Here is a 22,199-nt window from a genome sequence, read left to right as displayed (position 1 = left end):
GCCGTTCACCCGCCGCTCACCGGCATCGGCCACGCTCGCACCATGGCCACGAAGCGCAAGGCGTTCATCCACGTCGGGATGCCGGGTGTCGGCGACGTCCTCGGCCCCGCCCTGGCCCACCACCGCGACGCGCTGGTCGAGCTCGGGATCAACGCACCCGCCAAGCACGCCCAGGAGTCCTTCCGTGCCGCGGTCGAGGTCACCCGCAGCCACCGCACCTGGGGCATCCGCCGCAAGCACGTCGAGGGCACCTGGGCCGACGTCTACCGTCGCGCCGGCAAGGGCCGCGACACCGTCGCGTTCAGTGCGCCCCTGCTCGCCACCGCGGAGCCGGACCAGATCGACCTCTTCGTCGACGGCCTGTCCCGGTTCGAGGTTCACGTCGTCGTGACGGCCTCCGCGCCCCATGCCTTCACCGTGCTCGGTGAGCCCGACGCCGACCTCGGCGTGGTGCTCGAGCGGTGGGGACGCGCCGTGCGGAGCCCCGAACGGATCCACGTCGTCCTCGCCGACGGCGACCCGACCCGCCACGGCGACGAGCAGGCCCGGATCTGGCGCACCTTCGGCGACATCGTCGGATTCGGCACCGCCTCGCTGGGCCTCGAGGAGGTCCCGCAGCCGGTCGCCGCCCGTGCGGCCTGGCTGGTGCCGACTGCGCCGATGGCCCGCGCCGGTGTGCTCGACGCGATCGCGCGGTCCTGGGTCGACCACCTCCACGCGCAGCCGTACGACGTCCACGGCGACCCCACGGCTGACCTCACCCCGCGCACCGAGGAGGCCTCGGCGCGCGAGGAGCACCTCGACCAGGTGCTGGAGGAGGCGATCCGCGAGATCGAGCGGCTCACCCGCCGCAACGAGGCGCTCGCCGCAGAACTGGCGACGGCCCCGCCGCGCCGCTTCGGTGCGCTGCGCCCCACGGCCTGATCGCAGGGGCCCCGACCCGGAGGCGGACCCGTCGGCGAGGAAGCCTCAGTGGGACTGCCAGGCGTCCTCGTGGGCCGTGCGGGCCGTGACGGCATCGGGCAGGTCGCCGCTGGCGAGCTGGGCGAGCGTGACCTCCTCGAAGACCTCGCGGAGGGCGACGCGGGCGGCGATCCACACGTGTTGCAGCACCTCGGCCGAGGCCTGGTAGCGCACCGACTCCGGCCGCATGTCGTAGACCGAGACCAGGGGGCCGTCGACGGCGCGGATCACGTCGGCCACCGACACCGCGGTCGGCTCCGTCGCCAGGCGCCAGCCGCCGGACTGCCCGCGCTGGGAGCGGACGATGCCGGCGCGGCGGAGGTCGGCGAGGATCGCCTGGAGGAAGCCGGAGGGGACCTCCTGGGCGCGACCGAGCTCCTCGGCGCTGACGGCGCGCTCCGCGGTGCGGTTCGTCATCTCGATCAGGGCCCGGAGGGCGTAGTCCGACTTGGCGGAGACGCGCATAGGTCAAGTGTGTCAGATAAGTCGATCATCTCACTCGAGGATGGGGTCACATCCCGGTTTGCTTGCACGGTGTTAGCGCCCGCCGTATGATTGAAGTTACTGATGAGTAGGTAGCCGGACCGGCTGCCCTGGAGACGAGAAACGGTGGGGACAAGTGAGCCACTACAAGAGCAATCTGCGCGACATCGAGTTCAACCTGTTCGAGGTGCTCGGCCGGGACCAGGTGCTGGGCACCGGCCCGTTCGCCGAGGTGGACGCGGAGACGGCGAAGGAGATCCTCGCCGAGGTGGACCGCATGGCCCGCGAGGACCTCGCAGCCTCCTACGAGGACAGCGACCGCAACCCGCCCGTGTTCGACCCCGCGACGCACACCGCGCCGCTGGCGGAGTCGTTCAAGAAGAGCTACCAGGCGTGGATGGACGCCGAGTTCTGGCGCCTGTCGGTCAACGAGGAGCTCGGCGGTACGCCGGCGCCCTCGACCCTGAACTGGGCCATCGGCGAGATGGTGCTGGGCTCCAACGCCCCGATCCACATGTACGCCGCGGGCGCGCCGTTCGCACAGGTGCTGTGGAACAACGGCACCGACCGCGACAAGAAGGTCGCCGAGATCATGGCCGAGCGTCAGTGGGGCTGCACCATGGTGCTGACCGAGCCCGACGCCGGCTCCGACGTGGGCGCGGGCCGCACCAAGGCCACGCCGAACGAGGACGGCTCCTGGAACATCGAGGGCGTCAAGCGCTTCATCACCAGCGCCGAGTCGGACCTGCAGGAGAACATCATGCACCTGGTGCTCGCGCGCCCCGAGGGCGTCGAGGGCGCCGGCGGGCCGGGCACCAAGGGCCTCTCCCTGTTCTGGATGCCCAAGGAGCACTTCGACCACGAGACCGGTGAGCTGACCGGCGAGCGCAACGGCGTCTACGTCACCGGTGTCGAGCACAAGATGGGCCTGAAGGTCTCCAACACCTGCGAGGTCACCTTCGGCGACCCGCAGGTCGGCGGCGGCGAGCCCGCGAAGGGCTGGCTGGTCGGCGAGGTGCACGAGGGCATCGCGCAGATGTTCGACGTCATCGAGAACGCCCGCATGATGGTCGGCACCAAGGCCATCGCGACGCTGTCCACGGGCTACCTCAACGCGCTGGAGTACGCCAAGTCGCGCGTGCAGGGTCCCGACCTGACCCAAGCCTCGGACAAGACCGCGCCGCGGGTGACGATCACCCACCACCCCGACGTACGCCGTTCGCTGATGACGCAGAAGTCCTTCGCCGAGGCGATGCGCGCGCTGGTGCTCTACACCGCCACCTGGCAGGACGACGTCATGGTGGCCGAGCACGAGGGGCGGGCGGACAGTGACGAGAACAAGCTGGCGGTCGCGGTCAACGACCTGCTGCTGCCCATCGTGAAGGGCTACGGCTCGGAGCGCTCGTGGGTGCTGCTGGGCACCGAGTCGCTGCAGACCTTCGGTGGCTCCGGCTTCCTGGCCGAGTACCCGATCGAGCAGTACGTCCGTGACGCCAAGATCGACACCCTCTACGAGGGCACGACGGCGATCCAGGGCCAGGACTTCTTCTTCCGCAAGATCGTCAAGGACCAGGGCAAGGCGCTGGGCCACGTCGCGGGCGAGATCAAGTCCTTCCTCGAGGCGGAGAGCGGCAACGGCCGGCTCAAGAACGAGCGCGAGCTGCTGACCAACGCGCTCGCCGACGCCGAGGCGATGGTCGGGCTGATGATCAACGACCTGATGTCGGCCGACGAGAGCTCCGGTGGCGAGCTGCGCAACATCTACAAGGTGGGCCTCAACACCACCCGCCTGCTGATGGTGCTCGGTGACGTCGTCTGCTCGTGGCTGCTGCTGCGCCAGGCCGAGGTCGCGCTGGGCAAGCTCGACGGGGAGCCGGGCAAGGACAAGTCCTTCTACGAAGGCAAGGTCGCGGCCGCGCAGTACTTCGCACAGAGCGTGCTGCCCAAGGTCGCCGCCGAGCGTGCCATGGCCGAGGCGACCGACCTCGCGATCATGGACCTCGACGAGGACGCCTTCTGATCCGCTGAACCATCGCACGACCCGCGGGGGTCCGGCACCGCACGGTGCCGGACCCCCGCGTCGTCGTGTGGGGGTTTGATCGGTGTTGGACGTGGGTACCGGCCCAGCCCTAGGGTCGACACATCGCACCGCCGGGACCGACCGGCGGGCAGAGGGGACGGAGCAACCATGGGTATCGGACTGGGGATCGTGCTGCTGCTGGCCGGTCTCATCCTTGCGCTCGACGTGGTCAACGTCGGCACCGAGTTCGTCGACGAGGGCGCCCTGGGGTGGATCCTCATCCTCGTCGGCGTGCTGTCGATCGTGCTCGCGCTGGTGATGAACCGGCAGCGTGCCCCCCGCGGCGGCGGTGGCGCCGGCACGGTGGTCGACCAGCGCCAGCCCCCGCCGCAGCAGCCCCCGCAGCAGCCGCCGCCGCAGGACCCTCCGCGCGGCTGAACCACGTCCTCTAGGCTCGCGGCCATGAGCGACCGCGAGCTGCTGGCCACCTACGTCGAGGCCTGGTGGACCTCCGTCGGGGACTTCGTGGACCTGCTGGAGGAGGTGCCCGAGGACGAGTGGGGCACCCCCACCGACCTCCCCGGATGGGACGTCAAGGCCTGCGCCTCCCACACCGCCCACCTGGAGTCGATCCTCGCGGGGCGTCCGGAGGAGACCGCCGACGTCGGCGAGCCACCCCACGTGGCGGGCCTGATGGGGCTCTACACCGAGATCGGCGTGGTGAACCGGCGCGACCGCAGTCCCGCGGACATCGTCGAGGAGATCCGCACCGTCACCGCCGAGCGTCACGCTTGGCTGCTGGAGCACATGCCCGAGGACGCTGCGGCACAGCCGGAGACCACCTTCGGCGGGGTGCCGTGGAACTGGGGCACGCTCCTGCGCAACCGACCCCTGGACGTGTGGATGCACGAGCAGGACGTACGCCGGGCGGTCGGCCGCCCCGGCCACCTGGACACCCTCGGGGCCCAGCACACCGCCGACTACCTCAGCGAGGGCTTCGGCTACGTCGTCGGCAAGCGCGTCGCGCCGCCGGCCGGCACCACCGCGGTCCTCGACGTGGAGGGGTCACCCACCCAGGCCGTCGAGGTCGACGACGACGGACGCGCCCAGCGGCTCTCCGCGCCGCCCGAGGAGCCCACCGTGGGCCTGGCGATGGACCGCGGCACCTTCATCGTGCTCGCCGGCGGGCGCCGTACGGTCTCCCCGGACGCGGTCACCGTCACCGGCGACGCCGCGCTCGCACAGCAGGTCCTGGCGAACCTGGGGACCACCCCGTGAGCTCGACCGAGGCGATGTTGGCCGGTCGGCCGTGGGAACTGGCCGACATGCCCGACCAGGGCGGCCGCACGATCGTCGTGACGGGCCCGACGCTGGGCGGACTGGGACACCACACGGCGCGGGAGCTGGCCCAGCGGGGCGCCCGGGTGGTGCTCGCGGGACGCAGCCCGGGCAAGATCGACGAGACCCGTGAGGCGATCCTGGCGACGTCGCCGGAGGCCCAGGTCGAGGCCCTGGTCGTCGACCTCGCCGACCTCGACTCGGTGCGGCACGCGGCCGGCGTCGCGGCACGGATCGGCGCGATCGACGCGCTGGTCAACAACGCCGGCGTCATGGCGCCGCCCCACCGCCGGACCGGCGACGGGCTGGAGCTGCAGCTGGCCACCAACCACTTCGGGCCCTTCCTGCTGACCGGGCTGCTGTTCCCACAGCTGGTGCAGAGCAGCGACGGCCGGGTGGTGACGGTGTCCTCGCAGTACCACCGCATGGCACGCCGCGTCCCCCTGGGGGACCCGCGCCAGCAGCACGGTCGCTACCGCCGCTGGACGGCGTACGCCGAGTCCAAGCTGGCCAACCTGCTCTTCGTCGGCGAGCTCGATCGACGCTGCCGCGCCGAGGGACTCCCGGTGCGCGCACTGGCCGCGCACCCGGGGTTCGCGGGCACGCACCTGGCCGCCAACGGCCAGTACGGCCGCTCCTCCGGCGGCGTCGCCAGCATCCTGGACGGCGCGATCAAGGCGGTGTCCCAGTCGGCGGCCCACGGGGCCCTCCCGACGCTGATGGCCACCACCGCCGAGCTGCCCGGCGACACCTACTGCGGCCCCAGTGGGCCGGGGCAGATGTCGGGCCCGCCCCGCGTGGTGGGCCGGACCCGGCTGGCGCGCGACGAGGCCGCGGCCCGCCGGCTGTGGGAGCTCAGCGAGGAGATCACCGGGATCGCCTACCCCTGACCGGGGGCCGACAGCGGCTCAGCGCCGCCGCGGACCGAAGACCGGCGGCACCTTCTTCGCCAGGGCCGAGCGCAGGATCTTGGTGTTCTCCGCGAACAGCAGCGGCAGCTGCTCCATCCGCTCCTTGGCGAACGTACGCCGCGGCGAGGCGTCCCAGCTCTCGTTGAAGAGCCGCTTGCCGGCGGCGAGGGCGTCGGGGGACTTCTCGGCCAGTCGCTCGGCGAACGCGGTGGCCGCGGCGACCGGGTCGGCGTCGAGCTCGGTGACCAGGCCGAGGTCCTTGGCCTCCTTGCCGGAGACCATCTCGGCGGTCATGGTGAGCCGCTTGGCCTGGTCGATGCCGACCAGCTCCTTGAGCGCCTGGACGCCGGACATGTCGGGGATCAGGCCCCACTTGCCCTCCAGGACGGAGATGGTGGCGTCCGGGGTGGCGAACCGGAAGTCCGCGGCCAGGGCGATCTGGATGCCGCCGCCGAGGCAGTGGCCGTGCACCGCCGCGATCACCGGCACCGGGATGCGTCGCAGCGACCACGGCGCCTCCTGGAAGAGGTTGGTGCCCGTGAACGGCGAGGGCACGAAGGCCTTGGCGATCCCGGCCGGGTTCTTCATGACGGTCGCGAAGTCGAGGCCGGCACAGAAGGCGTCGCCCTCGCCGGCGATCACCACGGCGCGCAGCGTCTTGTCGCGCCGCAGCTCGCGCGCGACCGAGCGCAGCTCGGCCAGCAGCGGCAACGTCAGGGCGTTGAGCTTGTCGGGCCGGTTCAACCGGACCTGGGCAATGCCGTTCTCGACCTGACACGTCACCAGACTCATGGTCCGAGTGTAGGCGGCGACCCGCCTCAGCGGGCCCCCGGCGGGGGACCGGCGGCGCCCACGGCCGCCTCGGCGGCCCGGTCCACCCAGCGCGGCCGGTCGCCGTACCGCTGGCTCGGGACGAGCTCGCCGGCGGCGCAGCACTCGATGAGCTGCGCCATCCGGCGTTCGCGGGTGGCCTCCTGCTTGGCCGAGGTCACCCAGACCGTGCACACCCGGCGGTACGTCGCGGTCGCGGCCTCCCAGAAGGCCGTCGCGGCCGGTGAGTCGGCCAGGCGCGCGGCGAAGGGCGCCGGGAGGGTCGCCTCGTCCCCGCGGCCGTACGGCGCGACGTCGGTGCGTCGCTGCGCCCAGATCGCCTCACCGCTGGGCTGCATCCGCCCCTCGGCACGCAGCTGCTCGACGAGGTCGAGGTTGACCCGGCTCCACTGCGAGGTCGGCTTGCGGGGCGTCCACCGCTGCCGCCGGGAGTCACCGTCGATGCGTTGGACCAGGGAGTCGATCCAGCCCCAGCACAGCGCCTCGGGGACCGCCTGCTCCCAGGTCAGGCCGCGGTCGGGAACGTGCTTGCGGTGCAGGCCCATCCACAGTTCGGTCTCGGTGTCGTGGTGGAGCGCCAGCCACGCCGCGAACTCCTCGGGACCGGCGAAGAAGCGCGCCGGCCGCTCCGGAGTCCCGCCGAGGCGGCCGGGGACCTCGTCCGCTGCCATGGCGCCAGCCTGCCACCGCCCACCGACAGTGTCGGCCGACGTCGCTCAGGCCGCGGTGTCGGCGTACTCCTCCGGCTGCGCGGCGGCACGGGCCTCCAGTGCCTTCAGCTCGCGCCGGCGCGTACGACGGTCGGCCCGGGCCAGCTTCGCGAGCAGCTTGAGCTGGCTGGGGAGGTTCTTGCGGTTGGTCGTCTCCAGCCAGCCGTTGGGCAGCGAGAGGCGCACCACCTTGTGCCAGGCCGAGTAGACCTGCGGCACCAGCGGACGGGTGCAGTAGGCCAGGTCGTACTTCTCGAACAGCTCCTGCACCCGCGGCGCGATCTCGGCGTAGCGGTTGCTGGGCAGGTCGGGGAAGAGGTGGTGCTCGATCTGGTGGGAGAGGTTGCCGGTCATGACGTGCATGGCCGGCGAGCCCGAGATGTTGGCCGAGCCCAGCATCTGGCGCAGGTACCACTCGCCGCGGGTCTCGTCGTCGGGGATCGAGTTGAGCTCGAAGGTCTCCACGCCCTCGGGGAAGTGGCCGCACATGATCACCGAGTGCGACCAGATGTTGCGGGTGAGGTTGGCGACGGCGTTGGCGGCCAGCGTGGGCAGCAGCGACCCGGTCGGCAGCGCGAGCAGCGGGTGCACGACGTAGTCCTTGGTCGCCTGGCGGCGGATCTTGCGCAGCGTGGCGCGGGCAGCCTTCTTGAAGCCCTCGGGCCGCTCGTCCTTGGGCTTGGTGAGGTTCTTGCCCAGCTCGAGGTCGTAGGCGGCGATGCCGTACTCGAAGAAGCAGGCGTTGAGGAAGTTCCACAGCGGCTGGGCGAGGTACATCGGGATCCAGCGCTGCTCCTCGTCCACGCGCATGATGCCGTAGCCGAGGTCGTTGTCCTTGCCGACGATGTTGGTGTAGGTGTGGTGCACCTCGTTGTGGGAGTGCTTCCAGCCGTCGGCGGTGGAGGCGTTGTCCCACTCCCAGGTGGTGGAGTGGATCTTGGGGTCACGCATCCAGTCCCACTGGCCGTGCATGACGTTGTGGCCGATCTCCATGTTCTCCAGGATCTTGGAGATCGACAGGCCGACGGTGCCCAGCAGCCAGGCCGGCGGCAGCACGCTGAAGAGCAGGACGGCGCGCGAGCCGAGCTCGAGGTTGCGCTGCACCGTCACCATGCGACGGATGTAGGCCGCATCGCTCTCGCCGCGCTGGTCGATGATGTCCTGGCGGATCGCGTCGAGCTCGGCGCCGAGCTGCTCGACCTGCTCGGGCGTGAGGTGGGCGGTCGGGTCGACGGGCTTGTTCGTGATGGTGGTCAACGCGCTTCCTTTCGGTCGGTCGCGGGAGGTGCGTCAGTGGTCGAGGTGGCAGTCGCCGGCGGCGGTGTTGATGCAGGTCTGGACGGGTACGCCGCCCGGCCCGGTCTCGCCGGGCACGGCGACGGTGAGCTCGCCGGTGCGGAGGTCGCGCACGGCGCCCTCGGTCATCGGCAGCACGCAGCCCATGCAGATGCCCATGCGACAGCCGCTGGGCATCAGGACGCCGGCGTCCTCGGCCGCGTCCAGGATCGGGGTGGTGCCGTCGACGGCGACCTCGTCGCCGGCGGCGGCGAAGGAGACGGTGCCGCCCTCGCCGTCGGTGAGGACGGTCGCGGCGCGGAACCGCTCGGTGGTGAGGTCGAGGTCGTGCTCGGCGCAGTAGTCCTCGAGCGCGTCCAGGAGTCCCGCCGGCCCGCAGGCGTACGCCGTGCGCTCGGCCAGGTCGGGGACGAGCGTGGGCAGCGTGGCCACGTCGAGGAGGCCGTCGCGGTCGTCGAAGTGCTCGATGAGGCGGATGCGGTCGGCCGCGGCGTGGCGGCGCAGCTCGTCCTTGAAGATGGAGTCGGGCTCGGTCGCGTTGACGTGGAGCAGCGTGATGTCCAGCGACGGCGCCTCGGCGGGGGAGAAGAGGTTGCGCAGCATGCCGATGACCGGCGTGATGCCCGAGCCGGCGGTGACGAGCAGCAGCTTCGGCGGGTGGGGGTCACCCAGGACGAAGTCGCCGGCTGCCTGCTGCAGGTGCACCAGCTGCCCGGGGCGGGCGCGGTGCACCAGGTGCGGCGAGACGATGCCGCCGGCGATGGCCTTGACGGTGATGGAGATGTGGCCGTCGCGGCGGGGGCCGTGGGTGAGGGAGTAGCTGCGGAACCGGCGGGTGCCGTCGACGTCGATGCCGACCTGGACGTACTGCCCGGGGCGGTGGCCGGCCCAGTCGCGGCCCGGCTTGATGACCACGGTCGCGGCGTCGGCGGTCTCGCGGCGTACCTCGACGATCCGGCCGCGCAGGTCGGTGTTGCGGCGCAGCGGGTGGAAGTGGTCCAGCACGTCGTCGAGGTCCAGCGGCGTGACGGCGGCGTCGGCCACCGAGCGCAGGCGCTGGCGCAGCGTCGCCCCCAGGCCGGGGCCGGCGGTGCGGGTGGTGGCGCTCGTCGTGCTCACGGCTCCCAGTCTCCCGGGCAAGGGAGGTAAAGTCATGACCGTCAGTGGTGAACCGAGCGTAGGTTTTTGTTCACAGCGAACAAATACGGAGATGACATGGCCCAGTCGGAGCAGACCGACCTCATCACCCTCCCGCCCGACGTCGCCGCCGGCATCCGCGCCGAGCTGCCGCACGCGGCCGACGAGGTGGTCAACGCCATCATCGAGGAGGTCCCCAGCTACGAGGACGCCTTCTCCGGGCCGATGGGCCGCACCATCCGCAACGCCGTCGAGGTCGCCCTCGACGGCTTCCTCGCCCTGCTCGGCGAGAACCGCGGCGCCGACGCCCCCATCTCCCGGGCCGCCGCCGTCGACGGCGCCTACCAGCTCGGCCGCGGCGAGGCCCGCAGCGGCCGCACCACCGACGCCCTGCTCTCGGCCTACCGCATCGGCGCCCGCGTCGCCTGGCAGCAGATGGCCGGCGAGGCGGTCCACCAGGGACTCGACGCGACCACGCTGGCCGCCTTCGCGCAGCTGGTCTTCACCTACATCGACGAGATGTCCGCCGCCAGCGTCGCCGGCCACGCCGACGAGTCGGCCAGTTCGAGCCGGTTGCGCCAGCAGCGCCTCGAGCGCATCTCCCGCCACCTGCTCGCCGAGTCACCCCCCGCGACCGTGGTCGACGCCGCCGAGCGGGCCGAGTGGTCCGCGCCGGAGACGCTGACCGCCGTCGTCGTGCCCGAGGCACAGGTGGCCCCCCTGCTGCAGCGGCTGCCCGCCCGCACCCTGCAGGCCGCCGACCTGCCCGAGCTGGAGGAGCGGACGCTGCTGCTCGTGCCCGACATGCACGGCGCGGCCCGGCCGCGGCTGCTGCGCGACGCGGCGGACCGCGGGTGCCTGGTCGGGCCGGCCCGCCCGTGGCTGCGGGTGCGGGCGTCGTACGACCGGGTGCTGCGCGCCGACGCGCTCGGCCTCACCGAGGACACCGAGGCCCACCTCCCGGCCCTGGTGGTCGCCGCCGACGCCGACGCGCTGGCCGACCTCCGGGAGCAGGCCCTCGCGCCGCTGGAGGGACTGCGGCCCGCCACGATCGAGAAGCTCACCCAGACGCTGCGCGCCTGGCTGCTGCACCAGGGGCGCCGCGACGACGTGGCGGCGGCACTGTTCGTGCACCCCCAGACCGTGCGCTACCGCATGGGGCAGCTGCGCGAGGCGTACGGCGACGCGCTGGCCGACCCGGGGACCGTGCTGGCGCTGACGATCGCGTTGGGGGCCGATGCCTAGGCTGCCTCCCGTGCGCTGGTGGGTCCTGCTCCTGTTGCTCCCGCTGGCACTGTCGGCCTGCGGCCGGGCCGCGGAGGACAGTGCCTGGGCGGGACTGGACTACGTCGCGCTCGGGGACTCCTACACCGCCGCCCCCGGCACCGGCGTCGACTTGGGCGAGGCCTGCTACCAGTCCGCCCGCAACTACCCGCGGCTCGTGGCCTCGGCGCTGCAACTGGACCTCACCGACGCCAGCTGCGGTGGCGCCCGCATCGGCGACCTCACCGGCGTGCAGCGGCGTACGGCGGCCCCGCCCCAGTTCCGCGCGCTGTCGGTGGACACCGACCTGGTGACGCTGCGGATCGGTGCCAACAACTCCTCGCTCTACGCCCGCACGGCGTACCAGTGCCCGCAGCTGGCCCGGCAGGCGCCGCACGGTGCGCCGTGCGCCGACGAGCTGGGTGGCGCGGCGTTCCTCGACGCGGTGGCGACCGAGATCCGGACCGAGCTGGAGGAGGCGCTGGCGCGCATCGAGCGGCTCGCGCCGAGCGCCCGCATCGTGGTGGTGGGCTACCCCGAGTGGGCCCCGCCCGCGACGACCCGCGGCTGTGACGAGCTGCCGCTCGCCGACGGCGACCACGCCTTCGTGCGCCGCGCCAACGAGGTCATGGTCACCGAGCTCCGCGACGCCGCGCTGGCGGCCGAGGTGGCCTACGTCGACGTCTGGGCCGCGACCGAGGGCCACCACATGTGCGCTCCCGACCCGTGGATCGCCGGCGTGACGCCCCGGTCGACCGCCGCCGCCCTGCACCCCTACCCGCGCGAGCAGGCGGTCACCGCCGACCTGGTCGAGGAGCTGCTGCGCTCGGAGGAGATGTCGCCCGCCGCGGCCGGTGCCGGGGACGACGGGGCCGCGACCGTAGGCTGAGGCCATGCGCTGGGTTGCCGCTGCGGCGGTGCTGCTCCCCCTCCTGGCGGCCTGCGGCGAGGATGACCCCCGCTGGGGCGGCCTGGAGTACGTCGCGCTCGGCGACTCCTCCACGGTGGCGCCGGGCACGGGGGCGGACGACGGCGAGGCCTGCTTCCAGTCCGAGCGCAACTACCCCCGGCTCGTCGCCGACCGGCTCGACCTGGACCTGACCGACATGAGCTGCGGCGGCGCACGCACGCAGCACCTCACCGAGGAGCAGCCGCCCTTCGGCAACCCGCCGCAGCTGGACGCCCTCTCGGCCGACACCGCCCTGGTGACGATGCGCATCGGCGCCAACGACGCCTCGCTGTTCGCCCACTCGGTGATCAACTGTGGCAAGGTCGCCGACCGCGACCCGGACGGCAGTCCGTGCGCGGAGGAGTTCGGGGCCGACTACTTCGACGACGCGGTCGCCGACACCCGTGAGGCGCTCGACGAGGCCCTCGCGGAGATCGCCCGACGCGCACCCGAGGCCCGGGTCGTCGTGCTGGGCTACCCCGAGTGGGCACCGCCGGAGGCCCCCGAGGACTGCGACCAGCTCGACCTCGCGCGCGGCGACTACGCCTACGCGCGTCGTGCCAACGAGCTCATCGTCGAGACCGTCGCGGCGGCCGCCGCTGCCGCGGAGGTGGACTACGTCGACGAGTGGGCGGCCACCGAGGGCCACCACATGTGCGCCGAGGAGCCCTGGATCGCCGGAGCCAGCCCCAACGGCCGCGCCGCCCCGTTCCACCCCTACCGGCGCGAGCAGCTGGTCGCGGCCGACCTCCTCGTCGCACTGCTCGACGAGCGCGGTCCGCTCGGCCCATGATCCGGCACCCCCGCCGTGACGTCGGCGCCCGCTCGTAGGCTCACCCCCATGCGGTCGAGGGCAGTCGTGGGGATGCTCGCCGTGGCACTGGGGGCCGTGGCGATGCTCACCGCCTGCAACGACCCGGCCGCCGGCGAGGGCGAGTCCGCACTGGCGGGCCAGTCCTACGTCGCGCTGGGCGACTCCTACACCGCGGCGCCCGGCACCGGGCTCAACCGTGGCGAAGAGTGCTACCAGTCCGCCATCAACTATCCGCGGCTCATCGCGCTCGAGCTCGACCTCGCCCTCACCGACGCCAGCTGCAACGGCGCCCAGCTGGGCAACCTCACCGAGGTCCAGCAGCCCAGCGGCAACCCACCCCAGCTCGACGCACTCGGCGAGGACACCGACCTGGTGACCATCCGGCTCGGCGCCAACGACACCTCGCTCTACGCACTCAGCGTCATCCGGTGCGCCCAGCTGGCCTCCCGCGACCCGGCGGGGTCGCCGTGCACCGACCAGCTCGGTGAGCAGTACCTCGCCACTGCTGCCGAGCAGATCCGCACCCGCTTCGACCGGGCGCTGGAGGAGATCGCCGACCGTGCCCCGAACGCGCGGATCGTCGTGGTCGGCTACCCCGAATGGGCACCGCCCACGGCCGAGCAGGGCTGCGAGGTCTTCCGGCTCGCCGAGGGCGACTACGCCTACACCCGCCGCGCCAACGAGATCCTCGTGACCACCCTGGCCGATGCCGCCGCAGCCGCCGACGTCGACTACGTCGACACCTTCGCCGTCGCCGAGGGCCACCACATGTGCGCCGACGACCCGTGGATCGTCGGACTGGAGCGCACGCCCAACGCCGCGGCGGTCCACCCGTTCCCGGCCGAGCAGCAGGCCGTCGCCGACCTCGTCGTGGACCTGCTCCGCTCCTGAGCCCGCCTCAGCCGGCGGTGTGGATGAGCCGCCCGGCCACGGCCGTCAGCGCCACCGGCGGTGACGGGACGTCCTCGCGCAGCGGGTCCGCGTCGAGCAGCACCAGGTCGCCCCGCGACCCCGGCCGCACCATCGGCTGGCCGTCCACGGAGGCCGCCAGCGCCTCGGCGCGTGTCAGGGCCTGCTCGGGGTGCCACGGGGCGTCGTCGGCGGCGGCGCGGCGTACGGCGGCGTCGATGGCGAGCCACGGGTCCAGCGGCGCCACCGGGGCGTCGGAGCCGAGCCGGATCGGCACGCCCGCGTCGTGGATCCAGCGCAGCGCGAAGCACCGGTCGGTGCGGCCCGGCCACACCTCCTCGCTCAGGTGACGGTCGTCGAGCAGGTGCGAGGGCTGCATGCTCGCCCGCAGGCCCAGCGCGGCCATCGTGGCGGCGTGGTCACGCTCGACCAGCTGCGCGTGCTCGATCGAGCCCTGCGCTCCCGTGGCGGCGTACGCCGCGAGCGCGGCGCCGACCGCGGCGTCGCCGATCGCGTGGGTCGCCACCTCCAGACCCGCGCCGTGGGCCGTGCGCAGCAGCGCGGTGAGCTCCTCGGGGGAGAGGTTCGGGGCGCCGGTGGGGCCGTCGGGCCCGGGAATCGCGTACGGCTCGTGGCACCACGCGGTGCGGGTGTTGAGTGAGCCGTCGCTGATGATCTTCAGCGGGCCCATCGTGAGGCGGTCGTCGCCGGGCACCAGCGGGTCGCCGGTGCGCAGCGCCACCGACAGCGCCTGGTCGACGTCGTCGGGGTAGAGCGCCACCCGGACGCGGATCCGGTCGCACCCGTCCGCCCAGCGCTCCTGCCAGCGGTAGAGGGAGTTGCCGAACTCGAAGTCGGTCAGCCCGACCACCCCGAGCGACGCGGCGTGGTCCAGCGTGGCCCGGTAGGCCGCCGGGGAGGTGCCGTCCTCGCCCGCGAGCTCGAGCACGTGGTCCTGGATCGCGAACCACTCGTTCTCCGCGACCATGCCCTCGCGCACCGGGAGGCCGAAGCGCTGCTGGGCGGTGGTGTTGAGCCAGGCGTGGTGGGCGTCGCCGGCGATGAGGACCACCGGGACGTCGCGGGCGAGCGCATCGAGCTGCGCGACCGTCGGCTGCTCGGTCCACGCGCCCGGACGGTGGCCGTAGCCGACGACCGGGCCGTCGGGAGCGGCCTCGATCCAGTCGGCGACCTTGGCGAGCACGTCCGCGGGGGAGGCGGCGTCGCTGGTGTCGATGCGCTGGGCGTTGAGCGTCCACTGGCCGAGGTGCACGTGGGCGTCCCACAGCCCCGGCACCAGCCACCGGCCGTCCGCGTCGTGCTCGGGCACGGCGGTGTCGGGCTGCGCGAGGTCGGGCCCGACGTCGGTGACCACGCCGTCGCGGACCAGCACGTCGACCGGCCCGGCCGGCGCGACGTCGTACGCCGTGATCGGGACGAGGCGCGCGCGGCGGATCAGCAGGCTGGACACGTGGACACCGTACGGGGGTCGAGTCGGCGTGAACTCGGCGGTGGCTCGACCCCGGAGGCCGAGTTCACGCCGACTCGGCGGGTCCGGGAGCCGAGTTCGCGCCGACTCGGCGGGTCGTCAGTCGTCGCCCAGGGCGGCGATGGCCTCGGCCATGGTGAGCGTGCGGCGTGCGGAGTCGACGTGGAGGTTCTCCACCATCTTGCCGTTGTGGGTGACCACGCCGGTGCCGGCCGCCTCCCACGCCTCGATCAGGCCGCGGGCGTCGGCGACGGCCTCCTCCGACGGGGCGAAGGCGGTGTTGGCGCCCTCGACCTGGCCGGGGTGGATCAGCGTCTTGCCGTCGAAGCCCAGCTGCGCGCCCTGGCGGCACTCGGCGAGGAAGCCGTCGGTGTCCTTCACGTCGTTGTAGACGCCGTCGATGATCGCGATGCCGGCGGCACGGGCCGCGAGCAACGCCTGGTGCAGGCTCGGCAGCAGCGGCTCGCGACCGGGCACGTGCTCGGCGTAGAGCTCCTTGACCAGGTCGTTGGTGCCCATCACGAACGCCGTGAGCCGCTCGCTCGCGCGGGCGATGGGCAGGGCGTCGAGGATCGCGATCGGCGTCTCGATCATCGCCCACAGCGTGGTGTGGTCGGGAGCACCGGCCGCCTCCATGGCGGCCACCAGCTGGGCCACCTCCTCGGCGGAGTTGACCTTGGGCACGACGATCGCGTCGGGACCGGCCTGCGCCGCCGCGGCGAGGTCGGCCTCGTGCCACTCGGTGCCGATGCCGTTGACGCGGATCGTCAGCTCGCGGCGGCCGTACTCACCCGACTGCACCGCCGCGCACGCGGCGTCGCGCGCCTCGGGCTTGGCATCGGGGGCCACGGCGTCCTCGAGGTCGAAGATGATGCCGTCCGCGGCGATCGTCTTCGCCTTCTCCAGGGCCCGCTCGTTGGAGCTGGGCATGTAGAGCACCGAGCGGCGGGGGCGGAACTTCTCCTCGGTGCTCGCGTCGGCACCGGCGGTCGAGTCGTGCGCGGCCATCACGCATCCACCTCGATCGCGTCGTACGCCGCCTTCAGGTCCGGGTCGATCGCGGCCAGCCGGTCGGCCAGCTCGACCATCACCAGGCACTGCTTGAGCGAGGCGTCGTCCTCCATCTTGCCGTCCAGCATCACCGCGCCGGTGCCGTCACCCATCGCTGCGACGACCCGCTTGGCGTGGGTGACGTCCTCGACGCTGGGGGAGAAGACCTTCTTGGCGATCGCGACCTGCTTGGGGTGCAGGCTCCAGGCGCCCACGCAGCCGAGCAGGAAGGCGTTGCGGAACTGGTCCTCGCACGCCACCGTGTCGGCGATGTCGCCGAACGGGCCGTAGTAGGGGTAGATCCCGTGCATCGCGCACGCGTCGACCATCCGCGCGACCGTGTAGTGCCACAGGTCCTGCTGGTAGGAGGTCCGCTGTCCGTCGATGTCGCCGTCCACCGGGTCCTGGCGCACCAGGTAGCCGGGGTGGCCCCCGCCGACACGGGTGGTCTTCATCCGCCGGTCGGCGGCCAGGTCGGCGGGGCCGAGGGAGAGGCCCTGCATGCGGGGACTGGCGCCACAGATCTCCTCGACGTTCGCCACACCGCGCGCGGTCTCGAGGATCGCGTGGACCAGGATCGGCTCGCTCAGGCCGGCCTTGGCCTCGAGCTGGGCGAGGATGCGGTCGACGTAGTGGATGTCCTCGGCGCCCTCGACCTTGGGCACCATGATCACGTCGAGCTTGTCGCCGATGGCCGGGACCAGCGTCGTGAGGTCGTCGAGCACCCAGGGGCTGTCGAGCGCGTTGATGCGCGTCCACAACTGGGTCGGGCCGCTGCGTCCACCGATATTGGCGGTGGCCTGCGCGATCTCGACCAGTCCGTTGCGGGCGGCCTCCTTGTTGTCTGCCTTGACCGCGTCCTCGAGGTTGCCCAGCAGCACGTCGACGGTGCCGACCATGTCGGGCACCTTCGCCGCCATCTTGGGGTTGCTCGGGTCGAAGAAGTGGATCGCGCGACTCGGCCTGGCCGGGATCTCGGCCACCGGGGTCGGCGCACCGACCGCGAGCGGCCGGAAGAAGTCCTTGGGGCTCTTGCTACTCGCCATGTCCCGGAACCTATCGCGGAGCCCACGACCCGGGTATGGCGCACGTCTCGCGGAGCGGTCGGGACGCTCAGCCCCGGCGGCGCTGCCACCACCGGCGTCGGGGCGGCGCGGGTGCGGCAGCGGCCGTCGTACGCCGTGCCGCGCGGCGCTCCCGCCAGGCCGCGACCGTCTCCTCCACCTCGCGCGGCATCGTGATCAGCGGCGGGCCCTCGGGCGGCCGGTAGCGGGCGGCGATGACGCGGTCGTTGAAGTCCTCGACCGTCGCGCGGACCTCCCGCTCGGCGCCGAGCCGGTCGAGCTCGTCGTCGAGCTCGGCGTCCTCCTTGCGCAGCTGCAGCGACGGCGGCAGCACGGCGATCTGCTCCCGTTCGACGAGCTGCTTGACCCACCACTCGGGGTCGTGGGTGGCGCCGAGTCCCTTGATCGGCTCGCCCTGCCCCGGGAGGTCGTCGAACTCCCCGCGATCCATGGCGGCCTTCACCTGCATGTCCACCCACCGGTGCTGCTGCGCCATCCGCGCGGCGGCGGCCGACTTGCCGGTCAGCCGGTCGCGGGCGCGCGCCGGGCGCTGCTCCTCGCGTCCCTCGTGCTCCTCGTCGGACATCGTGCTCACCTCGTCGTCTCGATAGTCCCTGACGAAAAGCACCTGGATCGGCTGGTTCGGGGTGCTTTTCGTCAGGGACTACCTCACCTCGCTCACAACGGTACGTCGGCCCGCCGCCCGGCGTCGTCCCCGCCGGTGTCGCGGGAGAACTGCTCGAGGTGGAGACGAGCGTAGAGGCCGTGCGGGTCCTCGAGGAGCTCGTCGTGGGTGCCGCGCTCGACGACGCGGCCGCTCTCCAGCCCGAAGATCACGTCGGCGGAGCGGATCGTGGAGAGCCGGTGGGCGATCGCGATGGTGGTCCGCTGCGAGGTCGCGCGCTCCAGGGCCTCGCGGACGAGCCGCTCCGTCGCGCTGTCCAGGGAGGAGGTGGCCTCGTCGAGGATCAGGATCGGCGGGTCCTTCAGCAGCACCCGCGCGAGTGCCAGCCGTTGCTTCTCCCCGCCGGAGAGCCGGTAGCCGCGCTCGCCGGTGACGGTGTCGTAGCGGTCGGGGAACTCCATGATCGCGTCGTGGATGTTGGCGGCCCGGGCGGCGTCCTCGATCTCGGCGTCGGTGGCACCGTCGCGGGCGTAGGCGAGGTTCTCCCGGATCGTGCCGTGGAAGAGGTAGGGCTCCTGGGTGACCACACCGACGGCGTCGGCCAGCGAGGAGAGCGTCAGGTCGCGGACGTCGTACCCGTCGATGAGGACGGTGCCCTCGGTGGCGTCGTAGAAGCGGGGGACGAGGTAGGTCGCGGTCGTCTTGCCCGCCCCGGACGGGCCCACGACGGCGGCGAGCTGACCCGGCTCCACGAGCAGGTCGACCTCGCGCAGCGCCCAGGACTCCTCGGTGGTCGAGCCCGTCGAGACCCCGTCGGCCGGCGGCGCGGGCTCGCCGGGCTGGCGGGCACGGGGGTAGGCGAACCACACGCCGCGGAACTCGATGCGGCCGACCACCTGCTCCCGGTCCAGCACCACCGCGTCCGGTCGCTCGGTGATGGCCGGCTCGAGGTCGAGGTATTCGAAGATCCGCCGGAAGAGGGCAAGTGAGGTCTGCACGTCGAGCGTGACGCGCATCAGGGCCAGCAGCGGCATCTGCAGCCGTCCCTGCAGCGTGGTGAAGGCGACCAGCGTGCCGGCGGTCAGCGCGTCGGCACCGATCGGGAGCGATCCGGTGATGATGAGGCCCGCCGCGAGGTAGATCAGGGCCGGCGTGATGGCGAAGAAGGTCTGCACCACCGCGAAGAACGCGCGGCCGGTCATCGCCTGCCGCACCTGCAGCTCGGTCTGCACCCGGTTGGCCTCGCGGTAGCGCGCGACCTCGGCCTCGGACCGGTTGAAGACCTTCGCCAGCAGGATCCCCGAGACGCTGAGCGCCTCCTCGGTGATGGCCGTCATCTCCGAGAGCGACTCCTGGGTGCGGCGCGCCAGCCGCTGCCGGCGCCGCCCGACCCGCAGCTGCAGCCACACGAACAGCGGCATCAGCACCAGCGTCAGCACGGTCAGCTGCCAGGACAGGATCACCATCGCCACGAACGCTGCCGAGACCGTGACGGTGTTCTGCACGATCGTCGTCGCGGTGTCGGTCAGCACGGTGCGGACCCCCGCGACGTCGTTGGCCAGTCGCGACTGGATCGCGCCCGTCTTCGTCGCAGTGAAGAACGCCAGCTCCATGCGCTGCAGGTGCGCGAAGAGGTCGCCGCGCAGGTCGGCCATCGCGGAGTTCCCGATGGTCGAGGTCAGCCAGTTCTGGCCCAGGCCGATGAACGCCGTCACGATCGGGATCGCGCACATCCCGGCTACCAGCCAGCCCAGCAGGTCCAGCCGCGGCTCGCCGCCGTCGAGCGGGAACAGCGCGTCGTCGAAGACCGCCCGGGTCAGGAACGGCACCAGCGAGGTCAATGCCGCCGCGGACACGACCGCGACCAGCACCAGCCCGATGCGGCGGCGGTAGGGACGCAGCAGGCGCGCGATGCGGGGCAGTACCGGCTCGGACCGACGCAGGTCCTCCGCGGAGAGGTGGGTCGCCACCAACGGGGGACGGGGCATCGGGCCTACCCGGGGGACTCGTCGGTCGAGCGGAGCCCGCTGGTCGAGCGGGACCCGTCGGTCGAGCGGGACCCGTTGGTCGAGCGGGACCCGTTGGTCGAGCGGGACCCGTTGGTCGAGCCTGTCGAGACCCACCCCGCGCCGTAGCGCCCGCGGTGCGCGACCTGCTGCCACGGCGTACGCCGCCGACGGGTGGGGGAGCCCTGCGCGCCCTCACGGCGTGGTGCGGGGTGGCCCAGGGTGATCGCACCGATCGGGTGGGGGGCGTCGGCCCCGGTGAGGCCCAGCGCCTCCCGCACGGCGTCGATCCGGTCGGGCACGATGCCGAAGAAGCAGGACCCCAGACCGGCGTCGGTCGCCGTCTGCAGCACCAGCAGCGAGGCCATCGCGGTGTCGAGGTCCCAGAACGGCATCGGCCACCGCGCCTCGTCACGGTCGCTCCAGCCCTTGTCCGGCTGCGCGTAGCGGTCCAGGTACGCCGCCTTGACGCTGCACGGCACGATCACCACCGGCGCCCGCATCATGCCCGCCAGCCACGTGTCGGGGTCGTCGACGTCGTCGGAGGAGGCGCTCCAGAAGCGGCGGACGTCGGCCGGGGTGTCGAGCACGACGAAGGCCCACCCCTGGCTGAAGCCCGCGCTCGGTGCACGCGTCGCGTGCGCCAGTGCCTGCTCGACGACGGCCGGGTCGACCGGGTCGGTGGTGTAGTTCCGCGTCATGCGGCGACGGCGTACGACCTCGCTGAACTCCATGGCCCCATCCAACCCCACGGCGGGTGGCACGATCGCCGCGCCCGACCCCGCCGATCTCCTACCGTGGTCGGATCCGGCACCGGTGACCGACGAGTAGCGTCAGGCAGATGACGACCACGCACGGCGCCCCCGACGACACCGCAGCCCTGACCCGGCGCCGGCTGGAGCGGATGAGCGGGCTGTCGGAGGACGGCAGCCTCCCACCCGTCCCGCAGCAGGACCTGCCGCCGGGGCCGCGGTGGCCCGCGCTGGTGCAGACGATCGCGTTGTTCCGGTTCCGCCACCGGCTCCACGCGTGGGCACGCCGTCGCTACGGCGACACCTTCACCCTGCGGCTCGTGCCCAAGGGGCGGCCGCTGGTGATGGTCACCCGGCCCGAGGACACCAAGGAGGTCTTCACCGGCGACCCGGAGCACTTCCTCGCCGGCAAGGGCAACTCGGTGCTCGGCCCCATCATGGGCGAGCACTCCCTGCTGCTGCAGGACCGCGACGAGCACAAGCGGGCCCGCAAGCTGCTGATGCCGGCATTCAACGGGCAGGCGCTGCGCAGCTACCGGTCACTGGTGGCCGAGGTCGCCCGCGACGAGGTCGGTGGCTGGCGCTCCGGGGCGGAGTTCCGCTCGCTGGACCGGATGAACGCCCTCACCCTGGAGGTGATCCTGCGGGTCGTCTTCGGCGTCACCGACGAGGAGCGCCTCGCCCGGCTGCGGCCGCGGGTGACCGCCACGGTGGAGATCAGCCCGGTCGTGCTCATGGGCTGGGCCTACCCGTGGCTGCAGCGGTTCGGCCCGTGGCGGCGCACCATCGAGAACCAGGTCGAGCTCGACCGACTCATCTACGCCGAGATCCGCGAGCGCCGGCAGGCGGGCGACCTCGCGGAGCGGCGCGACGTACTCTCCCGGCTGCTGCTGGTCGGCGAGGGCGATGACGCCGACGCCACCGGTGACGGCGGCGGGCTGGACGACACCGAGCTGCGCGACCAGCTGGTGACGCTGCTGCTGGCAGGCCACGAGACGACCGCCAGTGCACTGGCCTGGGCCCTGCACGAGGTGGGCAGTGACCCGGAGCTGCTCGCGCGCACCCAGCGAGCCGCGGACGAGGGCGATGACGCGTTCCTCGAGGCGGTGATGAAGGAGTCGATGCGACTGCACCCGATCATCCCGATGGTGGTGCGCACGCTGACCCGTCCCGCCGTCATCGGTGGGCGCGAGCTGCCGGCCGGCACCACCGTCGGGCCGTCGATCATCGTCTCCCACGCCCGCGCCGACAACCATGAACGGCCCGAGGAGTTCCGCCCCGAGCGGTTCCTGGACGGCAATGCCCCCGAGCCCAACACCTGGATCCCCTTCGGGGGCGGCGTACGCCGCTGCATCGGTGCCGGCTTCGCCCAGATGGAGGGCACCGAGATCCTGCGCGAGGTCTTCTCCTCCTACGCCGTCACTGCCCTCGGCGAGGACCGGCCGAAGGTCCGCAACATCACCAGCGTCCCCCGCCAAGGTGCCCGCGTCCGCCTCACCGCCCGCTGAGCGCACCAGCAGCTGGTCGAGTGCTCACGTGTTGCGGGTTGAATGCTCACTTCCTGCCGTTCAATCAGCAGTCGTCGGTGA

21 protein-coding genes are annotated in these 22,199 nt (G+C 72.6%); 10 read left to right on the top strand and 11 right to left on the bottom strand.

Annotation, left to right across the window (positions count from 1 at the left end; genetic code table 11):
• Positions 1-42: 42 nt before the first annotated feature.
• Positions 43-924 (top strand): hypothetical protein, encoded by an 882-nt coding sequence (locus KUV85_RS11485; RefSeq protein ID WP_219960030.1) that lies wholly within the window; start codon positions 43-45, stop codon positions 922-924.
• Between the two features lie 45 nt (positions 925-969).
• Here KUV85_RS11485 and KUV85_RS11480 read toward each other — a convergent pair whose 3' ends face one another.
• On the bottom strand, positions 970-1,428 hold the full coding sequence (locus tag KUV85_RS11480) for an RrF2 family transcriptional regulator (protein WP_219960029.1): 459 nt from the start codon (positions 1,426-1,428) through the stop codon (positions 970-972).
• Between the two features lie 154 nt (positions 1,429-1,582).
• Between KUV85_RS11480 and KUV85_RS11475 the strand changes: the two genes are divergently transcribed.
• From KUV85_RS11475 to KUV85_RS11460, 4 genes are all read left to right on the top strand, one after another.
• A complete protein-coding gene (locus KUV85_RS11475) occupies positions 1,583-3,466 on the top strand; it encodes an acyl-CoA dehydrogenase (protein WP_219960028.1) in 1,884 nt (627 codons plus the stop codon).
• A 168-nt stretch (positions 3,467-3,634) separates the two neighbouring features.
• On the top strand, positions 3,635-3,904 hold the full coding sequence (locus KUV85_RS11470; RefSeq protein ID WP_219960027.1) for a DUF6458 family protein: 270 nt from the start codon (positions 3,635-3,637) through the stop codon (positions 3,902-3,904).
• Positions 3,905-3,928: 24 nt separating this feature from the next.
• Positions 3,929-4,744 carry a maleylpyruvate isomerase family mycothiol-dependent enzyme gene (locus tag KUV85_RS11465; protein ID WP_219960026.1) on the top strand — a complete coding sequence of 272 codons (816 nt, stop codon included), beginning with the start codon at positions 3,929-3,931 and terminating at the stop codon, positions 4,742-4,744.
• A complete protein-coding gene (locus KUV85_RS11460) occupies positions 4,741-5,694 on the top strand; it encodes an oxidoreductase (RefSeq protein ID WP_219960025.1) in 954 nt (317 codons plus the stop codon). Before KUV85_RS11465 ends, KUV85_RS11460 begins: the two co-directional genes overlap by 4 nt.
• 18 nt (positions 5,695-5,712) lie before the next feature.
• On the opposite strand, the gene KUV85_RS11455 is transcribed toward KUV85_RS11460, so the two are convergent.
• Genes KUV85_RS11455 through KUV85_RS11440 form a run of 4 tightly spaced genes read right to left on the bottom strand, consistent with a single transcriptional unit; the run spans position 5,713 to position 9,671 of the window.
• Positions 5,713-6,507, bottom strand: a complete 795-nt coding sequence (locus KUV85_RS11455) for a crotonase/enoyl-CoA hydratase family protein (RefSeq protein ID WP_219960024.1) — start codon at positions 6,505-6,507, stop codon at positions 5,713-5,715.
• Positions 6,508-6,533: 26 nt separating this feature from the next.
• On the bottom strand, positions 6,534-7,217 hold the full coding sequence (locus KUV85_RS11450; protein ID WP_219960023.1) for a YdeI/OmpD-associated family protein: 684 nt from the start codon (positions 7,215-7,217) through the stop codon (positions 6,534-6,536).
• A 45-nt stretch (positions 7,218-7,262) separates the two neighbouring features.
• A complete protein-coding gene (locus KUV85_RS11445) occupies positions 7,263-8,513 on the bottom strand; it encodes a fatty acid desaturase family protein (RefSeq protein WP_237690129.1) in 1,251 nt (416 codons plus the stop codon).
• Positions 8,514-8,546: 33 nt separating this feature from the next.
• Positions 8,547-9,671 (bottom strand): ferredoxin reductase, encoded by a 1,125-nt coding sequence (locus KUV85_RS11440; RefSeq protein ID WP_219960022.1) that lies wholly within the window; start codon positions 9,669-9,671, stop codon positions 8,547-8,549.
• Positions 9,672-9,767: 96 nt separating this feature from the next.
• On the opposite strand from KUV85_RS11440, the gene KUV85_RS11435 reads away from it, so the two are divergent.
• The 4 genes from KUV85_RS11435 to KUV85_RS11420 are packed head-to-tail and all read left to right on the top strand — an operon-like array spanning position 9,768 to position 13,606.
• Entirely contained in the window at positions 9,768-10,934 is a 1,167-nt protein-coding gene (locus KUV85_RS11435) for a helix-turn-helix domain-containing protein (RefSeq protein WP_219960021.1), read from the top strand.
• 10 nt (positions 10,935-10,944) lie between these two features.
• Complete coding sequence (locus KUV85_RS11430; protein WP_219960020.1) at positions 10,945-11,841, top strand: SGNH/GDSL hydrolase family protein; 897 nt, start codon at positions 10,945-10,947, stop codon at positions 11,839-11,841.
• Positions 11,842-11,845: 4 nt separating this feature from the next.
• Positions 11,846-12,694: an SGNH/GDSL hydrolase family protein gene (locus KUV85_RS11425; RefSeq protein WP_219960019.1), complete on the top strand. Its 849-nt coding sequence runs from the start codon at positions 11,846-11,848 to the stop codon at positions 12,692-12,694.
• Between the two features lie 48 nt (positions 12,695-12,742).
• Positions 12,743-13,606 (top strand): SGNH/GDSL hydrolase family protein, encoded by an 864-nt coding sequence (locus KUV85_RS11420; RefSeq protein WP_219960018.1) that lies wholly within the window; start codon positions 12,743-12,745, stop codon positions 13,604-13,606.
• A gap of 7 nt (positions 13,607-13,613) precedes the next feature.
• Here the strand turns inward: KUV85_RS11420 and KUV85_RS11415 are convergent, their stop codons facing one another.
• From KUV85_RS11415 to KUV85_RS11390, 6 genes are all read right to left on the bottom strand, one after another.
• Positions 13,614-15,095, bottom strand: a complete 1,482-nt coding sequence (locus tag KUV85_RS11415; protein ID WP_219960017.1) for an amidohydrolase — start codon at positions 15,093-15,095, stop codon at positions 13,614-13,616.
• 117 nt (positions 15,096-15,212) lie between these two features.
• Entirely contained in the window at positions 15,213-16,121 is a 909-nt protein-coding gene (locus KUV85_RS11410) for an HpcH/HpaI aldolase/citrate lyase family protein (protein WP_219960016.1), read from the bottom strand.
• Positions 16,121-17,209, bottom strand: a complete 1,089-nt coding sequence (locus tag KUV85_RS11405; protein ID WP_219960015.1) for an HpcH/HpaI aldolase/citrate lyase family protein — start codon at positions 17,207-17,209, stop codon at positions 16,121-16,123. Before KUV85_RS11405 ends, KUV85_RS11410 begins: the two co-directional genes overlap by 1 nt.
• Positions 17,210-17,276: 67 nt before the next feature.
• Entirely contained in the window at positions 17,277-17,813 is a 537-nt protein-coding gene (locus tag KUV85_RS11400; RefSeq protein WP_237690284.1) for a DUF1992 domain-containing protein, read from the bottom strand.
• Positions 17,814-17,905: 92 nt separating this feature from the next.
• Positions 17,906-19,840 carry an ABC transporter ATP-binding protein gene (locus KUV85_RS11395; RefSeq protein ID WP_219960013.1) on the bottom strand — a complete coding sequence of 645 codons (1,935 nt, stop codon included), beginning with the start codon at positions 19,838-19,840 and terminating at the stop codon, positions 17,906-17,908.
• 5 nt (positions 19,841-19,845) lie between these two features.
• On the bottom strand, positions 19,846-20,592 hold the full coding sequence (locus tag KUV85_RS11390; protein WP_219960012.1) for a nitroreductase family protein: 747 nt from the start codon (positions 20,590-20,592) through the stop codon (positions 19,846-19,848).
• Between the two features lie 107 nt (positions 20,593-20,699).
• Here KUV85_RS11390 and KUV85_RS11385 point away from each other — a divergent pair, with 107 nt between their 5' ends.
• A complete protein-coding gene (locus KUV85_RS11385) occupies positions 20,700-22,118 on the top strand; it encodes a cytochrome P450 (RefSeq protein ID WP_219960011.1) in 1,419 nt (472 codons plus the stop codon).
• Positions 22,119-22,199: the final 81 nt, after the last annotated feature.

Source organism: Nocardioides panacisoli (assembly GCF_019448235.1).
Taxonomy (GTDB): Bacteria; Actinomycetota; Actinomycetes; order Propionibacteriales; family Nocardioidaceae; genus Nocardioides; species Nocardioides panacisoli_A.
The sequence above is the reverse complement of the archived record's forward strand: the minus strand, read 5'-3'. Positions and strand labels throughout refer to the sequence as shown.

What these genes read in the sequence shown, in the direction of transcription:
- KUV85_RS11485 (WP_219960030.1), top strand. Translation starts at nt 43, where the DNA reads ATGGCCACGAAGCGCAAGGCGTTCATCCACGTCGGGATGCCGGGTGTC.
- KUV85_RS11480 (WP_219960029.1), bottom strand. Translation starts at nt 1,428, where the DNA reads ATGCGCGTCTCCGCCAAGTCGGACTACGCCCTCCGGGCCCTGATCGAG.
- KUV85_RS11470 (WP_219960027.1), top strand. Translation starts at nt 3,635, where the DNA reads ATGGGTATCGGACTGGGGATCGTGCTGCTGCTGGCCGGTCTCATCCTT.
- KUV85_RS11465 (WP_219960026.1), top strand. Translation starts at nt 3,929, where the DNA reads ATGAGCGACCGCGAGCTGCTGGCCACCTACGTCGAGGCCTGGTGGACC.
- KUV85_RS11455 (WP_219960024.1), bottom strand. Translation starts at nt 6,507, where the DNA reads ATGAGTCTGGTGACGTGTCAGGTCGAGAACGGCATTGCCCAGGTCCGG.
- KUV85_RS11450 (WP_219960023.1), bottom strand. Translation starts at nt 7,217, where the DNA reads ATGGCAGCGGACGAGGTCCCCGGCCGCCTCGGCGGGACTCCGGAGCGG.
- KUV85_RS11435 (WP_219960021.1), top strand. Translation starts at nt 9,768, where the DNA reads ATGGCCCAGTCGGAGCAGACCGACCTCATCACCCTCCCGCCCGACGTC.
- KUV85_RS11425 (WP_219960019.1), top strand. Translation starts at nt 11,846, where the DNA reads ATGCGCTGGGTTGCCGCTGCGGCGGTGCTGCTCCCCCTCCTGGCGGCC.
- KUV85_RS11420 (WP_219960018.1), top strand. Translation starts at nt 12,743, where the DNA reads ATGCGGTCGAGGGCAGTCGTGGGGATGCTCGCCGTGGCACTGGGGGCC.
- KUV85_RS11410 (WP_219960016.1), bottom strand. Translation starts at nt 16,121, where the DNA reads ATGGCCGCGCACGACTCGACCGCCGGTGCCGACGCGAGCACCGAGGAG.
- KUV85_RS11405 (WP_219960015.1), bottom strand. Translation starts at nt 17,209, where the DNA reads ATGGCGAGTAGCAAGAGCCCCAAGGACTTCTTCCGGCCGCTCGCGGTC.
- KUV85_RS11400 (WP_237690284.1), bottom strand. Translation starts at nt 17,813, where the DNA reads ATGTCCGACGAGGAGCACGAGGGACGCGAGGAGCAGCGCCCGGCGCGC.
- KUV85_RS11395 (WP_219960013.1), bottom strand. Translation starts at nt 19,840, where the DNA reads ATGCCCCGTCCCCCGTTGGTGGCGACCCACCTCTCCGCGGAGGACCTG.
- KUV85_RS11390 (WP_219960012.1), bottom strand. Translation starts at nt 20,592, where the DNA reads ATGGAGTTCAGCGAGGTCGTACGCCGTCGCCGCATGACGCGGAACTAC.
- KUV85_RS11385 (WP_219960011.1), top strand. Translation starts at nt 20,700, where the DNA reads ATGACGACCACGCACGGCGCCCCCGACGACACCGCAGCCCTGACCCGG.